Origin of the sequence: Sphingomonas phyllosphaerae, from assembly GCA_036946405.1 — a bacterium.
GTDB lineage: Bacteria > Pseudomonadota > Alphaproteobacteria > Sphingomonadales > Sphingomonadaceae > Sphingomonas > Sphingomonas phyllosphaerae_D.
Window position 1 is genome coordinate 840384 of sequence record JAQIJC010000001.1, and the last position, 14170, is coordinate 854553.

Consider the following 14170-nt stretch of genomic DNA (forward strand, 5'->3'; position numbering starts at 1 on the left):
GGCACCGGCCCCTCACCCACCCCTCTCCCCGAGGGGAGAGGGCTATCCTACAATCCGCACCGGCACCGACTTCGCCGCCGGCACATGGCTTTCTTCCGCATGGTGCGACAGCGGGATCAGCGGGTTGCACTCCGGGTAGTAAGCCGCGATGCAACCGTCGGGGACGTCATATTCGACGACGATCAGGTCACCGACGCGGCGGTCGTGATTGTCCTCCGCATCGGTGACGAGCGTCACTTTCTGCCCGGCGGTGAGCCCGGCGCGCGCGATGTCGGCGCGGTTCATCAGCACCACCTGGCGCGTGCCGTTGATCCCGCGAAAGCGGTCCGAATAGCCGTAGATCGTGGTGTTGAATTGGTCGTTCGAGCGCAGCGTCAGCAAGCGGAAGCGCCCGTCCGCCTCGCTGAAGCCGGTGGCGTTGAGCACGTCGGGCACGAGGAACTCGGCCTTGCCGCTCTCGGTGTCCCATTCGCGCCCGGACGCCTTGTTGCCCTTCCAGAAGCCGCCCTTCTCCTGCAACCGCTCGTTGAAGCGCGCAAAGAAGTTGGGGAAGACCGCGGCGATCTCGTCGCGGATCAGGCTGTAATCGCCGACCCACTGGTCCCAGTCGATCGCGGGATTGGGGGGCAGGAACGATTGCGCGATCCCGGCGACGATCGCGGGCTCGGAGAGCAGATGCGGGCTGGCCGGCTCGACCTTGCCGAGCGAGGGATGGATGACGCTGGTCGAATCCTCGACGGTCACGCGCTGCGGACCGGTCGCCTGCAAGTCGCGCTCGATCCGGCCAAGGCACGGCAGCAGCCAGGTGTCGCCGGCGGCAGGGATCAGATGGCTGCGGTTGAGCTTGGTTGCGATCTGCACCGACAGGTCCATCCGCGCCCAGCCGTCCTCGACCAGCTCGGTTTCGGGGACCGCACGCGCGAAATTGCCGCCGAGCGACAGGAACGCCTTGACCGTGCCATCGATGATCCCGCGGCACGCCTCGACCGTGTCCAGCCCCTTTTCGGTCGGGGGCGAGAAGCCGTAGCGCTCCTTCAACTTCTCGACCGGCGCGAGTTCGGTCTTCTCGGTGATCCCGACGGTGCGTTGCCCCTGAACGTTGCTGTGGCCGCGTACCGGGCACAGACCCGCGCCCGGCTTGCCGATATTGCCGCGCATCAGCATCAGGTTGACGAGCATCCGAACGTTGTCGACGCCCTTCACATGCTGGGTCAGCCCCATGCCGTAGATCGCCATCGCGGTCTTCGCGCGGCCATAAGCGGCGGCGGCGCGCTCTATCGCGGCGCGGGGCAGGCCCGATTCGCGCTCGATCTCGTCCCAGCCGGTCGCCTGCACCTTGGCGGCGAAGGGTGCGAAATCGTGGGTGTGTTCGGCGATGAAGTCATGGTCGATCGCGTCGTGGGCGAGCAGCCATTTGGCGATGCCCATCATCACCGCGATGTCGCCGCCGGCCTTCACCTGATGATATTGGGTGGCGATCGGCGTCTCCTTGGCCGTAGCCATCTCGATCGGGTTCTGCGGATCGGTGAAGCGCTCCAGCCCGCGTTCCTTGAGCGGGTTGAAGACGATGATGTCCGCACCGCGCTTGTGGACGTCGCGCAGCTGGTGGAGCATCCGCGGGCTGTTGGTCGCGACGTTCTGGCCGAAGTGCAAGATGCAGTCGGTGGTATCGAAATCCTCGAGCCTGGTCGTGCCGACGGGGACGCCGATCGAGGTCTTGAGCCCGACCGAGGTCGATTCGTGGCACATGTTCGAACTGTCGGGCAGGTTCTGGTTGCCGTAGAGCCGCGCCATCAATTGCCACATGAACGAGGTCTCGAGGCTGGCGCGGCCCGAGGCGTAGAACACCACCGATTTGGGCGGCAGCGCCTTGAGCCGCGCGCCGATGGCCCTGAACGCCTCCTCCCACGGCGCGACGACATATTTGTCGGTCGCCGCGTCATATTTCATCGGATGCGTCAGCCGCCCGGCTTCCTCGAGTCGATAGTCGCTCCAGCCGCGCAGCTCGGTCAGCGTGTGCTGGCGGAAGAAGTCGGGGGTGACGCGCTGGCTGGTGATCTCCCATGCGGTGGCCTTGGCACCGTTCTCGCAGAATTCGGCGGGATGCGGGGGATAGGGTTTCGACCAGGCGCAGCTGACGCAGGCGAAGCCGTCGTGCTTGTTCTGGCGGAGCAGCTCGGCGGTGGTCTGCGCGACGTTCTTCTCGCGCGGGATGATGTCGGCAAGGGAGCGGACCGACCCCCAGCCGCCCGAGGGACCATTATAAGGAGTGAAATCGGGGCGATCGTCGTGCTGCTCGGTCATGACCGCGCTAACGCACGGGGCGCGAGAAAAGCACCGCGTCGTCGCGCGCCAGCGACACGAGCGTCAGCCCGGCGGCGGCGGCCCGCTCCAGCGCGAGGCTGGTCGCCGCCGACACCGTCACCAGCATCGGGCACGCTGCCAGCGCGGCCTTCTCGACCAGCTCGTAGGAACAGCGCGACGACAGCAAGGCGAAGCCGCCGTCCCACCCGAGCGCCTGCCGCGCCATCGCGCCGATCAGTTTGTCGAAGGCATTGTGCCGCCCGACATCTTCGCGCGCGACGCGGATCGTACCGTCGTTTGCGCAGAGCATCGCGGCATGGGCGGCGCCGGTGGCGCGGTTGAGCGGCTGGTACGCGCGCATCGCCGACAGCGCGGCGAAGATCGCCGCCGGCGCGGCGGTCGCGGCGGGGACGCGCGGCAGGTCGCGGTGGACCGCGTCGAGATTGTCCATCCCGCACAGCCCGCACGAACTGTCGCTGGTCCGTCGCCGTACCCGGTCGAGCATAACGGCGGCGCGGGCGGGCGGGACCGTGAGGCGGACGATCGTGCCGCGCGGGGTGTCGTGGACGTCGAGCGACTCGATCTCGTCGAACGTCGCGACGATCCGCTCGGCGAGCGCGAAGCCGGTCGCGAAGTCGGCGATGTCCTGCGGCGTCGCCATCATCACCGCATAGCCGATGCCGTTGACCTCGATCGCGACCGGCGATTCGTCGATCACCGCGCGGTCGTGCGGCGCAGGTGGCGAGTCGGGGGTGACGCGGTCAAAGGAATGCATGATCGTCATTCACCCACATCATCGGCTTTCGATGATTCGGCCAGCGGCGAGTTGATCGAGATGAAGGCCCGAACGCCGGGATGGGCGCACATTCGCGTCAGTTGAACGCGTACCGTCAATCCTCGAGTCGGGAGCATCGGTCATGTCGGCCACCGGCGATATCGCCTATTTCCGTCAGCGCGTCCTCGAAGAGAAGCGACGCGCGCGTGCCACGTGCGAGGGGGCGATTCGCCGCCTCCATCTCGATCTCGCCGAGCGCTATGCCGAGCGTGCGGAAGAGGCCGAACGACGCGCGCTGCTCTATTCGACGCAATAATGGATCGGCTTGAAGCTGCCGCCGTTCGACGCGGGGGCGGAGCAGGCGGTCAGCCCGATCACCAGATCCATTGCGGCGCGTAGCACGATCCGGTCGCCGGCCTTGCTGACCGGCGGCAACACCTCCAGCCGTCCGGTCGGCCCGTCGACGGGCACGTTCATGAAGCAATTGAACGCGACCGGGATCATGTCCTCGGTGACGCCCCACGGTGCCAGCGCCTCCGCGAGATTGCCGAAGCAGCCGCGATGCCGGGGCAGGTCCGGGTAGAAATGGTCGAAGGTCGCGTAGGAGCAGGGCGTCAGCAGGAAGTCGTGCCGCCCGACCGTGTCCTCGACGATCTCCAGCATCACGTTCGAGCGGTTGGAATAGAGTTTGTGTCCGGTTGTCAGCCGGATCGTCTCGGCATAATCGAGCGTCCGCCCCGACGACAGCACTTCGCGCACGTCGGCGGCGTTGTAGGCGAGCAGATCGGCGACCTGCACGCCGCGCGGGTCGATGACGGTCAGCGTCTGGCCGGCCGACATCGTGAAGCCCGCGCCGCTGCGCGGCGCGATCTCGTGCACGGCACCGGTCATGCGTGCTTCTCGCCCGCATAATGGAATGGGCAGCGCCACGCCTCGTCGACGACACGGCCGCTATATTGCCGCGCCTCGCTGGTTTCGCCGTGGCGCGCGAGCATCGGGTTGCGCGAGCCGGCGATCGCCTCGTCGCGGACCATGATCGCCTCGCGCATCGTCTCGTAGCGACCGTCGGCACGTAACGTCTCGAATTGGTCGTGGAGGTTGAAGACCAAGGTCGGGCGCGCGAAGCGCCGCGCCGGGCGCGACGCCTGCGGGTGCAGCCCGACGACGAAGAACGCCTCGCCGCCGAAGCTGAGCGAGAAATGCGAGTCGGTCGGATCATGGCTGACGCGCGTGTCGTAAGGCTGGCCGCGCCAGACGTCCTTGTCGGAGAGCGACTGGATACGTTGCCACAGCGCCCGTTCGAACGCCGGCTCGTCCAAGCCATCGGGTCCATCGAACACGACCGCGAAACTGCGGAACAGCGCCGGGTTCTCGCGATAGGCGGCGGCGAACTCGACCAGTCCGTCGTGGATGCGCAAGTCGTCCCACGCGCTGTCGATGCTCGTGCAGGCGAGCACGCTGAGCGTGCCGCGCGCCATGGCGGCCTTGGCGCCGACGCACGGGAAGGCGCGATCGGCGATGTGATCGTGAAGAAGCGATTCCAGCTCCGCCTGCGCATGATGCGTCCAACGGAACATCGGTGTGTCGGGTGCCGGCATAGGGCAGGTTAGACGGACAAGTGCCGACGAACGTTCCGATGAATCATATTGACGGCGATCAATGCCCGATCGGTGTCATCCGCCGAGGATCGCGTCGATCGCGGTCGCCAGTTCGATATCGCGCCCGGAAAGGCCGCCGGCATCATGCGTCGTCAGCAGGATTTCGACGCGATTCCAGACATTGCTCCATTCGGGATGATGATCGGCGCGCTCGGCGAGCAGCGCGACTTGCGTCATGAACCCGAATGCTTCGGCAAAGTCGGTGAACACGATCGAGCGCGTGATCGCATCGCGGCCTTCGTCATAATCCCAGTCGGGCAGCGCATCGAGCGCGTCGACCCGCTCGGCCTCGCTCAACGGTTCGATCGCCTTGGCCATGCATCCGCTCCCTTCCGCTACTTCGCCCCGGGCGGTATGGCCGGCGGGATGGACGGGCAAGAGGGAATGGGCATTGCGCCCACCGCAGACGCGATCGAAACGCATGCACGCAGTGTGATCGCGCGATTGCCTGCCGAATTCCGGGCGCATCTCGGGGACGTGGTGCTGCTGGTCGAGGAAGAGGCCGACGCGGAGACGCTCGCCGCGCTGGAGCTGGAGCATCCGCTGGAACTGACCGGCCTGTATCACGGGCAACCGGTCGGCACGAAGAGCGCGTTCGATAGCGGGGCGCTGCCCGATCGCATCCATCTGTATCGACAGGCGATCCTCGCCGAATGGTGCGAAACCGGGGTGCGGCTCGACGATCTGGTCGCGCATGTCACCATCCACGAGATCGGGCACCATTTCGGCCTGTCCGACGACGACATGCACGCGCTGGAAGAGGCGGTGGCGGATTGAGCCTGCTGGTCGCGCGGGCGCTGACCGTCGCGCGCGGCGGACGCGTGCTGGTCGAGAATCTCGACATCGACGTGCCGCGCGGCGGCGCGGTGCTGGTGCGCGGCGCAAACGGTGCGGGCAAGTCGAGCCTGTTGCGCGTGCTGGCGGGGCTGCTGCCGCCGGGCGCGGGTGTGGTGACGCGCGATGGCAGGGTCGCGTGGATGGGGGAGCCGGCGGCGCTCGATCCCGAGCGGCGGCTGGTCGATGCGCTCGGCTTTTGGGCGGCGCTCGACGGTCGCGGTTCGGCCGAGGTGCGCGTCGCCGCGGCGCTGGCGGCGGTCGAGTTGAGCGAGATCGCCGAGGTGCCGGTGCGGATGCTGTCGACGGGACAGCGCCGTCGCGCCGCGCTGGCACGGGTGGTGGCGAGCGGCGCGGACCTGTGGTTGCTCGACGAACCTGCCAGCGGACTCGATGTGGCGGCCGTGATGCGGCTTGAAGGATTGATCGACGGGCATCGCGGTGGCGGCGGGGCGGTGGTCGTGACCACGCATCAGCCGCTCGCGCTGCCCGATGCCGTGACGGTGACGTTGTGATCGCGCTGTTCTGGCGCGACGTGCGGCGCGGCTATGCCGAAGGCGGCGCGACCGTGGTGATCGCGTTCTTCCTGCTGGTCGCGGTGCTGTTCCCGTTCGCGATCGGGCCGGATGCGGCGTTGCTGGCGCAGGTCGGCGGCGGGGTGATCTGGGCGGCGGCGCTGCTCGCCGCGCTGTTGCCGGTCGAGCGGCTGGTGCAGCCCGATCTGGCGGCGGGGGTGCTCGACCAGTTGGCGGTGCGCGGTATCTCAACGGCGATGGTTGCGGCGGTGAAGATCGCGGCGCATTGGTGCGCGTTCGCGCCGCCATTGATGCTGGCGGCGGTGATCGCGGCGGGGTTGCTCGACCTGTCGGCGGAGCGATTGCTGCTGGTCGAGGCGGGGCTGCTGCTGGGCACGCCGGGACTCGCCGCGCTGGCGGTGGCGACCGGAGCGCTGGTCGCGGGGTTGCGCGGGGCGGGGGCGGTCGCGGGGCTGGTGATGCTGCCGCTGGCGGTGCCGCTGCTGATCTTCGGTGCGGGCGCGATCGAGGGCGGAACGAGCGGGCTGAAGCTGCTGGCGGCGGTCAGTCTCGTGCTGGTGGCCGGCGCGCCGGTGGTGGCGGGCGCGGCGATGCGGGCGGGGGTGGAGTAAACGAGCGGCGGGCCGTGCTTTCCCCCTCCGCCATTCGCCCTGTGCTTCTCGAAGCCTGTTCCGGGCAGTCGGGAGGGGGGCGTGTTCGGGGCACGTGCTTTGACAGGCTCAGCACGAACGGAGAGGAAGGGGGCTGGCGACACCGGGAGCGGGCGGGGGTTTAGTAAGTTTTCGTCACCGCGACCAGCGCGCCCAGATCGCGGTCGGCAGCGCCAGCCCGCGCGCTTCCTCGCGCACCGCCAGTTCGCCGGCCTCGACCGTGCCGGGCAGGTCCGCGAACGCCTGTCGCAGCATCTCGCCGATCGCCAGCGCCGACATCCGCACGGCATAGACGGTCAGGAACAGATAGCGTGACTCGGCATCGAGCAGCCGGCGGCAATCCGCGATCAGCGCCGGCAGATGCTCTTCCAGTCGCCACACCTCGCCGTCCGGGCCGCGCCCGTATTTGGGCGGATCGAGCAGGATGCCGTCATAGCGCCGACCGCGCCGCACCTCGCGCGCGACGAACTTGGCGGCGTCGTCGATGATCCAGCGCACCGGCGCATCGGCGAGCCCGGAGAGCGCCGCATTGCCGCGCGCCGCCTCGACCGACTTTTTCGACGCATCGACATGCACCATCTTCGCGCCGACCGCCGACAGCGCCAACGTGCCGACGCCGGTATAGCCGAACAGGTTCAGGCACTCGGGCTCCGCCATGCCGGCGATCCGCCCGCGCATCCACGACCAGACCGGCGCCATATCCGGGAAGAAGCCGAGGTGGCGGAACGGCGTTGTCTGCGCGGTGAACTTCACTCGCGCGTCACCCTCACTCCACGCGAGCGGCCAGCCGTCGCGCGGCACTGGCTCGGCGAAATGCCATTGCCCGCCACCGTCCTCGTCGCTGCCGGGCACGAACTCGCCCTGCGCGCGCCAGTCGGCGCTGGCGGGTGCCCACAAGGCCTGCGGCTCGGGGCGGATGAAGCGGAAGCGGCCGTAGCGTTCGAGCTTGCGGCCGTGGCCCGAATCGACCAGCCCGTAGTCGGCCCACGGCTCGCCGATGAGAGTCGACAGGTCCATCAGCCGCGCGGCACCGCGTGCTCGGCGACATAGCCGCTCACCGCTTCATAGGTGGCGTCGAGCGTCACGAACCGCTCCTCGCGCTCGAACAGGTCGCCGACCCGCGGCGGCAGTGGCGGACGGACGCCGGTGGCGCGCTCCACCGCGTCGCCGAACTTGGCGGGATGCGCGGTCGCCAGGGTCACCATCGGGACGCCTTCGCTGGCGTGGCGATGCGCCGCGGCGAGCGCGATCGCGGTATGCGGGTCGACGATCTGCCCGCTGCGTTCGTGCGCGTGGCGCATCGCCAGCGCCATCTCGTCGGTGTCGACGCGCTCGCCGACGAACAGCGGCGCGGCGCCCTGCGTCTGCGCATTGGTCAGGCGGATGCTGCGCGCATCCTCGAAACTGCGCATCTGCTCGGCCAGCGCCGCGCCGTCACGGCCGCCGAGATCGAACAGCAGCCGCTCGAAATTGCTCGACACCTGGATGTCCATCGACGGCGTCGGGGTCGGGACGACCGTCCGGCTGGAATAGTCGCCGTTGGCCAGCGCGCGGGCGAGGATGTCGTTGACGTTGGTCGCCACCACCAGCTTCGCGACCGGCAGCCCCATCTTCGCCGCGACATAGCCGGCGAAGACGTCGCCGAAATTGCCGGTCGGGACGCTGAACGCCACCGGCTTGGCCGGAGCGCCGAGCCGGACCGCGGCGTAGAAATAATAGACCACCTGCGCCATCAACCGCGCCCAGTTGATCGAATTGACCGCCGACAGCCGGAAGCGCGTCGAGAAGGACGAGTCGTTGAACATCGCCTTCACCAGCGCCTGCGCGGTGTCGAAATCGCCGCGGATCGCGATGTTGTGGACATTGGGCGCGCCGACGGTGGTCATCTGGCGCCGCTGCACCTCGCTTACCCGGCCTTCGGGGTGGAGCATGAAGATGTCGACGCCGCTGCGTCCCGCCACCGCGTCGATCGCGGCCGAGCCGGTGTCGCCGCTGGTCGCGCCGACGATCGTCAGATGCTGGTCGGTGCCCTGCAGAAATCGCTCGAACAGATGCCCGAGCAATTGCAGCGCGACATCCTTGAACGCCAGCGTCGGGCCGTGGAACAGCTCGAGCAGCCATTGGTCGTGGTCGAGCTGCACCAGCGGGGTCACCGCGTCATGGCTGAACGCGCCATACGCCGCTTCGCACAGCCCATGCAGTTCCGCGCGGGTCAGCGTGCCCGCGACGAACGGCGCCATCACCGCCACGGCGGTGTCGACATAGGACAGGCCCTTGAGCGCGCCGATTTCGTCGGGCGACAGGGTCGGCCAGCTTTCGGGCACGTACAGCCCGCCATCGGAGGCGAGGCCGGCGAGCGTGACGCCCGCGAAGTCGAGCGCGGGCGCGTTCCCGCGGGTGCTGACATAGCGCATGGGCGTGCTGCCTAGATGCCGCGCTACCCGCGCGCAATGCCTCGCCGGTTGCACAGCGCCCAACGACAGGTTTAGCAGGCGGTCATGGCATTGATCGACGTTTTCCTCCGCCGCGCGATCCAGCGCGGCCGCCTCACCCTCACCAAGCCCGATGGATCGGTATCCACCTTCGGGCAGGACGATCCCGCACTGAAGCCGGTGTCGTTCCGCATCACCGACACCAAGGTCTATCGCGAGATCGCCGCGGATCCCGCGCTGGGCGTCGCCGAGGCGTTCATGGACGGGCGGCTGATCGTCGAGGACGGCGATATCCTCGACCTGCTGATGCTCGCCACCAGCAATAGCCGCTGGGAGAATGGCAGCAACAAGCTGGCGGCCAGCCCGCTGCGGCGACTCGGCGGGCAGATCCGTCACCGCTTCCTGACCGCGAACAAGGCGCTGCAATCGAAGCGCAACGTCGCGCACCATTACGACCTGTCGGACCGGCTCTACGACCTCTTCCTTGACGCCGACAAACAGTACAGCTGCGCCTATTATACCGATCCGGCCAACCCGCTGGAGCAGGCGCAGGCCGACAAGAAGGCGCATATCGTCGCCAAGCTGGCGATCCAGCCGGGGATGCGCGTGCTCGACATCGGCTGCGGCTGGGGCGGGATGGCGCTGTATATCCACGCCAAGACCGGTGCCGAGGTGCTGGGGATCACGCTGTCGGAGGAACAGCTCAAGGTCGCGAAGCGCCGAGCCGAGGAGGCCGGTGTCGCCGACAAGGTGCGGTTCGAGCTGATCGACTATCGCGCGCTGGAGGGGCCGTTCGACCGGATCGTCTCGGTCGGCATGTTCGAGCATGTCGGGGTGCGCAACTTCCGTACCTATCTCAACAAGTGCCGCGACCTGCTGACGCCCGACGGCGTGATGCTGCTCCACACGATCGGGCGCGGCGACGGGCCGAACTTCACCGACAAGTTCACCGACAAGTACATCTTCCCCGGCGGCTATATCCCGGCGCTGTCGGAAGTGCTCAAGGCGAACGAATATATCCGCTGGTTCGTCACCGACATCGAGGTGCTGCGGATGCATTATGCGATGACGCTGCGCGACTGGTATCAGCGGACGGTGGCGGCGCGCGACCAGATCGTCGCGCTGTATGACGAGCGGTTCTTCCGGATGTGGACCTATTATCTGGCCGGCGCGATCGTGTCGTTCACCAACGGGCCGCTGGTCAACTACCAGATCCAGTTCAGCCGCGACCGGCTCGCGCTGCCGCTGACGCGCGATTACATGTTTGAGGAAGAACGGCGGTTGCGGGACGGGTAACCGTCATACCCGCGAAGGCGCCGCTCTGTGGAGGTCCCACGATCGCACCGACCGGTTCGTCACCCCGGACTTGTTCCGGGGGTCCACCGTTCCGCGAAAACTACAGCTCGCGCTTGCGGACGGGTGGATGCCGGAACAAGTCCGGCATGACGGATGACGTTCGCAAAGGTGTCGCCTGCGCGGGAATGACGAGGAGGCTTACCGCTTCGGCCCGGCGTTGCCCTGCGCTGCGCCTTTCGCCGCCGCACGCGCGCGGGCGGCTTCGGGGCCGTCGACCTTGCCGTCGCGGTTGGTATCATAGGCGTTGAACACCGCGCCCATCAGCGCCGCGGATTCGGCCTTGCTGACCTTGCCGTCCTTGTTGGTGTCGGCGCGCGCGAGGAACAGCGCCGCGACGCGCCTGGCATGGGTCGGGTCGAGCGTCTTGCCCGGACCGACCTTCATCCTGCCCATCCGCGCCTCGATCTCGGCGGGCGAGAGGAAGCCGTCCCTGTTCGCGTCCGACGCGGCGAATTCCTGGTCGAGCTTGGCGGTGGCGGAGGCGCGCGTCTCCTGCCCCAGCGCGGTGACGGTCGAGGCGGGCAGCGACAGCAAAGCGACGAGCGCGGCGGCGAGGGTGACATGATGCTTCATTCCGCCCCCGTGTGGTACGCCGCTTTTACCCGCGCTGAACGGGTCGCTGCGTGTCGGCAAGACGGTTGCCCTCGCCCGCGCGAGCGCGTAGCGGCGCGCGCAAGAAGGAGCCTTGCCCATGACCGATCAGATCAAGCGCGTCGTACTTGCCTATTCCGGGGGGCTGGACACCAGCGTCATCCTGAAATGGCTCCAGACCGAATATGGCTGCGAGGTCGTTACCTTCACCGCCGATCTCGGGCAGGGTGAGGAGCTGGAGCCGGCGCGCGCCAAGGCCGAGCTGATGGGGATCAAGCCCGAGCACATCTTCATCGACGACCTGCGCGAGGAGTTCGTCAAGGATTACGTCTTCCCGATGATGCGCGCCAATGCGCTCTACGAGGGGCTGTATCTGCTCGGCACCTCGATCGCGCGCCCGCTGATCGCCAAGCGCCAGATCGAGATCGCCAAACTGGTCAACGCCGATGCGGTCAGCCATGGCGCGACCGGCAAGGGCAACGATCAGGTCCGCTTCGAACTGGGCTATTATGCGCTCAACCCGGACATCAAGGTGATCGCGCCGTGGCGTGAGTGGGACCTGACCAGCCGTACCCGGCTGATCGAGTTCGCCGAATCGCACCAGATCCCGGTCAGCAAGGACAAGCGCGGCGAGGCGCCGTTCTCGACCGACGCGAACCTGCTGCACACCTCCTCGGAGGGCAAGGTGCTCGAGGATCCGTGGGACGAGGTGCCCGAATATGTCTTCTCGCGCACCGTCAGCCCGGAGGATGCCCCCGATCAGGCCGAGACGATCACGATCGATTTCGAGCGTGGCGATGGGGTTGCGGTCAATGGCGAGGCGCTGAGCCCCGCCGCGCTGCTCGCCAAGCTCAACGAACTGGGACGCGAGCACGGCATCGGCCGGCTCGATCTGGTCGAGAACCGCTTCGTCGGCATGAAGAGCCGCGGCATGTACGAGACGCCGGGCGGGACGATCTACGCGCTGGCACACCGCGCGATCGAGCAGCTGACGCTCGACCGCGGCGCCGCGCACCTCAAGGACGAACTCGCGCCGCGTTATGCCGAGCTGGTCTATAACGGCTTCTGGTTCTCGCCCGAGCGCGAGATGCTGCAGGCGGCGGTCGATCACTCGCAGGAGAAGGTCGCGGGCACCGTCCGGCTCAAGCTCTACAAGGGGGCGTGCCACGTGACCGGGCGCAAGTCGCCGAACTCGCTGTATTCGGAAAAGGTCGTGACCTTCGAGGACGATCAGGGCGCGTACGACCAGCGCGACGCGGCGGGCTTCATCAAGCTCAACGCGCTTCGGCTGCGGTTGCTTGGGCGTCGCGATCGGTAAGGCGCTCGAATTTCGCGACAATACTGTTTCTTTATTGATGAGGCCGGCTCTCCGAAGCGGATAGCCGGCCATTTTATTGACTTTTGGCGTAATGTTCTACATATGTTCTTGCGGAAACGTGGGTGCGAAGTATGAACAATCTCGTCGCTAGCATCGATCAACGACGCAATTTCTCAGTGTGGCTCCGAACGGGGCGACGCCCGACGCGAACCGCTGACGGTATCGAACTGAAGTTCAACCCATGTCACGATCCGCGAAACGGCCAGTTCACTTTCGGGCCGGGCGGGACCACGCTACCGGAACGGAGCGCTTCATCGCGTCGCCGTGCGGCGTCGGCGTCACGGCAGCTCTCAAGAGGCGAATGGCGGAACGCATCGGCCGAGCAATCGGCTGGTGCCAAGGATCAGGGAACGATCGTCAATGCGGTCTATCGTCCAGATCGCGACGCCGGAGCTTTTCAGAATGCTCAATTCGAAACCTCGCGAGAACCCCTTCGTAGCAATAGCCGCGCGTTTGAAGATCCGATGACGCTCGAGCAGACCTTTCCTGGTCTGCGTGATGCACCCGGCGGCGCCGTCCTCTCGCTACTGGATAATGCGTTTGGTTTTACGGCGCCCGCGAACGAGGAAGTGGCTAAGACGACCCAGGAGCGAAGCGCGTATATTATTTCGCAGATCAAGGCGCTCGATCCGCATTGGACGTTCCAATCGCTTGGTTTTCCAACGACATGGGAAGGGCAGAGAAATCAACTGAACGAGCTGCGTATGCAGCGCGCTGCGGCCTTTGTAAAGGTTAAGGGTGACTTGCGACCGATGCAGGTTGAGACAATGCGCGCGATGCAAGACTTGGCGGACCAATCCTACAGCAAGGCGCTTCGGCTCTACAACGCAGGGGCGCTTAGAGGAAAACTGTCAAAGGAGCAGGCTCTCGGTAGATTTGTTGATAATGATGTTAGAAGGGGTTTGAGGTCTATATGTAAGGATTATCAGATTAAAGAGGTAAGTAATAAGGTGCGGGTAAACCGCCGAGAGTACGACTCTTCACAGCCAGAATCCTCATACAGGATACCTGATGCTAGAGTTGGGGACGTCGCATACGATGTTACCCTTTCACCTAAAACGTCAAGAAGTTCACAAATACGCGGATTCTTCAATGCTGATTTCCGTCCGCAGCTTGTTGTCATCATTAGGCCTCGTCAGTTGGGGCGAGGAAGCAGTTATATCATCAATAGGCCGGAGGTGGGAAAATGAATCGGTACAAGCCGTACATCCCCGAAACACTAAGTGAACTGATGGATCAGGTCATGCCCATGATGGGGGATGCGCCCAAGTTCAAGGATGACACTGGGTATTTCCCCAGGAAAAGTATTGATTCTGAATTTTATGCGCTTGTCGAGGGCTTCGGCATGGTTCGCGATAAGATCGGGGAAGATCGGTACACCAAGGCAATCGATATTGCGGCTCGCATGAAGGCGATTTTTCTCGAAGCCGAGGACGAGAATGACCCCAAGACGATGCAAGGCATCTATCTTATTCACGAGCTCATGGACCTCATTGATGAGGTGCGGGCGCAGCGTGTGGCGGCAAAGCTCAAGGATGACGAGGGGCGCGTGACGGGGGACTGATCTCGCCCCCCTCCGTGGCGATTGGCAGAGACTCTTCTGCCAGCACGGAAGGGCGAGGCGCGCACCGCATCGCTCATGGCTGATGAAGGCTC

General features: G+C 66.2%; 16 protein-coding genes. 8 read left to right on the forward strand and 8 right to left on the reverse strand.

Features of this window, described 5'->3' with window-relative positions:
* Positions 1–42: 42 nt before the first annotated feature.
* Positions 43–2304 carry an FdhF/YdeP family oxidoreductase gene (locus PGN12_03950; protein ID MEH3103038.1) on the reverse strand — a complete coding sequence of 754 codons (2262 nt, stop codon included), beginning with the start codon at positions 2302–2304 and terminating at the stop codon, positions 43–45.
* A gap of 7 nt (positions 2305–2311) precedes the next feature.
* Positions 2312–3088 carry a formate dehydrogenase accessory sulfurtransferase FdhD gene (gene fdhD, locus PGN12_03955; GenBank protein MEH3103039.1) on the reverse strand — a complete coding sequence of 259 codons (777 nt, stop codon included), beginning with the start codon at positions 3086–3088 and terminating at the stop codon, positions 2312–2314.
* Between the two features lie 133 nt (positions 3089–3221).
* Here fdhD and PGN12_03960 point away from each other — a divergent pair, with 133 nt between their 5' ends.
* Positions 3222–3395, forward strand: a complete 174-nt coding sequence (locus PGN12_03960) for a hypothetical protein (GenBank protein ID MEH3103040.1) — start codon at positions 3222–3224, stop codon at positions 3393–3395.
* On the opposite strand, the gene PGN12_03965 is transcribed toward PGN12_03960, so the two are convergent.
* The 3 genes from PGN12_03965 to PGN12_03975 form a co-directional block, all read right to left on the reverse strand.
* The gene (locus PGN12_03965; GenBank protein ID MEH3103041.1) at positions 3380–3970 is read right to left on the reverse strand and encodes an urea carboxylase-associated family protein; all 591 of its coding nucleotides are present in this window, start codon (positions 3968–3970) and stop codon (positions 3380–3382) included. The genes PGN12_03960 and PGN12_03965 overlap by 16 nt on opposite strands.
* On the reverse strand, positions 3967–4656 hold the full coding sequence (gene gntA, locus PGN12_03970; protein MEH3103042.1) for a guanitoxin biosynthesis heme-dependent pre-guanitoxin N-hydroxylase GntA: 690 nt from the start codon (positions 4654–4656) through the stop codon (positions 3967–3969). The genes PGN12_03965 and gntA overlap by 4 nt, the downstream gene beginning before the upstream one ends.
* A gap of 96 nt (positions 4657–4752) precedes the next feature.
* Positions 4753–5055 carry a 4a-hydroxytetrahydrobiopterin dehydratase gene (locus PGN12_03975; GenBank protein MEH3103043.1) on the reverse strand — a complete coding sequence of 101 codons (303 nt, stop codon included), beginning with the start codon at positions 5053–5055 and terminating at the stop codon, positions 4753–4755.
* 66 nt (positions 5056–5121) lie between these two features.
* On the opposite strand from PGN12_03975, the gene PGN12_03980 reads away from it, so the two are divergent.
* The 3 genes from PGN12_03980 to PGN12_03990 are packed head-to-tail and all read left to right on the forward strand — an operon-like array spanning position 5122 to position 6718.
* A complete protein-coding gene (locus PGN12_03980) occupies positions 5122–5514 on the forward strand; it encodes a metallopeptidase family protein (protein MEH3103044.1) in 393 nt (130 codons plus the stop codon).
* A complete protein-coding gene (gene ccmA / locus PGN12_03985; GenBank protein ID MEH3103045.1) occupies positions 5511–6086 on the forward strand; it encodes a heme ABC exporter ATP-binding protein CcmA in 576 nt (191 codons plus the stop codon). Before PGN12_03980 ends, ccmA begins: the two co-directional genes overlap by 4 nt.
* Entirely contained in the window at positions 6083–6718 is a 636-nt protein-coding gene (locus tag PGN12_03990; protein MEH3103046.1) for a heme exporter protein CcmB, read from the forward strand. Before ccmA ends, PGN12_03990 begins: the two co-directional genes overlap by 4 nt.
* A gap of 174 nt (positions 6719–6892) precedes the next feature.
* On the opposite strand, the gene PGN12_03995 is transcribed toward PGN12_03990, so the two are convergent.
* Together PGN12_03995 and thrC are read right to left on the reverse strand one after the other, a co-directional pair.
* Complete coding sequence (locus PGN12_03995) at positions 6893–7774, reverse strand: class I SAM-dependent methyltransferase (GenBank protein MEH3103047.1); 882 nt, start codon at positions 7772–7774, stop codon at positions 6893–6895.
* Positions 7774–9171 carry a threonine synthase gene (gene thrC / locus PGN12_04000; protein ID MEH3103048.1) on the reverse strand — a complete coding sequence of 466 codons (1398 nt, stop codon included), beginning with the start codon at positions 9169–9171 and terminating at the stop codon, positions 7774–7776. The genes PGN12_03995 and thrC overlap by 1 nt, the downstream gene beginning before the upstream one ends.
* An 84-nt stretch (positions 9172–9255) precedes the next feature.
* On the opposite strand from thrC, the gene PGN12_04005 reads away from it, so the two are divergent.
* Positions 9256–10485, forward strand: a complete 1230-nt coding sequence (locus PGN12_04005; GenBank protein MEH3103049.1) for a cyclopropane-fatty-acyl-phospholipid synthase — start codon at positions 9256–9258, stop codon at positions 10483–10485.
* A gap of 198 nt (positions 10486–10683) precedes the next feature.
* Here PGN12_04005 and PGN12_04010 read toward each other — a convergent pair whose 3' ends face one another.
* The gene (locus PGN12_04010) at positions 10684–11118 is read right to left on the reverse strand and encodes an EF-hand domain-containing protein (GenBank protein ID MEH3103050.1); all 435 of its coding nucleotides are present in this window, start codon (positions 11116–11118) and stop codon (positions 10684–10686) included.
* Between the two features lie 118 nt (positions 11119–11236).
* Here PGN12_04010 and PGN12_04015 point away from each other — a divergent pair, with 118 nt between their 5' ends.
* The 3 genes from PGN12_04015 to PGN12_04025 all read left to right on the forward strand — a co-directional run bounded on the left by PGN12_04015 (position 11237) and on the right by PGN12_04025 (position 14078).
* Positions 11237–12454 carry an argininosuccinate synthase gene (locus PGN12_04015; GenBank protein ID MEH3103051.1) on the forward strand — a complete coding sequence of 406 codons (1218 nt, stop codon included), beginning with the start codon at positions 11237–11239 and terminating at the stop codon, positions 12452–12454.
* A gap of 131 nt (positions 12455–12585) precedes the next feature.
* Positions 12586–13704 (forward strand): hypothetical protein, encoded by a 1119-nt coding sequence (locus PGN12_04020; protein ID MEH3103052.1) that lies wholly within the window; start codon positions 12586–12588, stop codon positions 13702–13704.
* Positions 13701–14078, forward strand: coding sequence for a hypothetical protein (locus tag PGN12_04025; protein MEH3103053.1), 378 nt, complete (start codon positions 13701–13703; stop codon positions 14076–14078). Before PGN12_04020 ends, PGN12_04025 begins: the two co-directional genes overlap by 4 nt.
* Positions 14079–14170 lie beyond the last annotated feature (92 nt).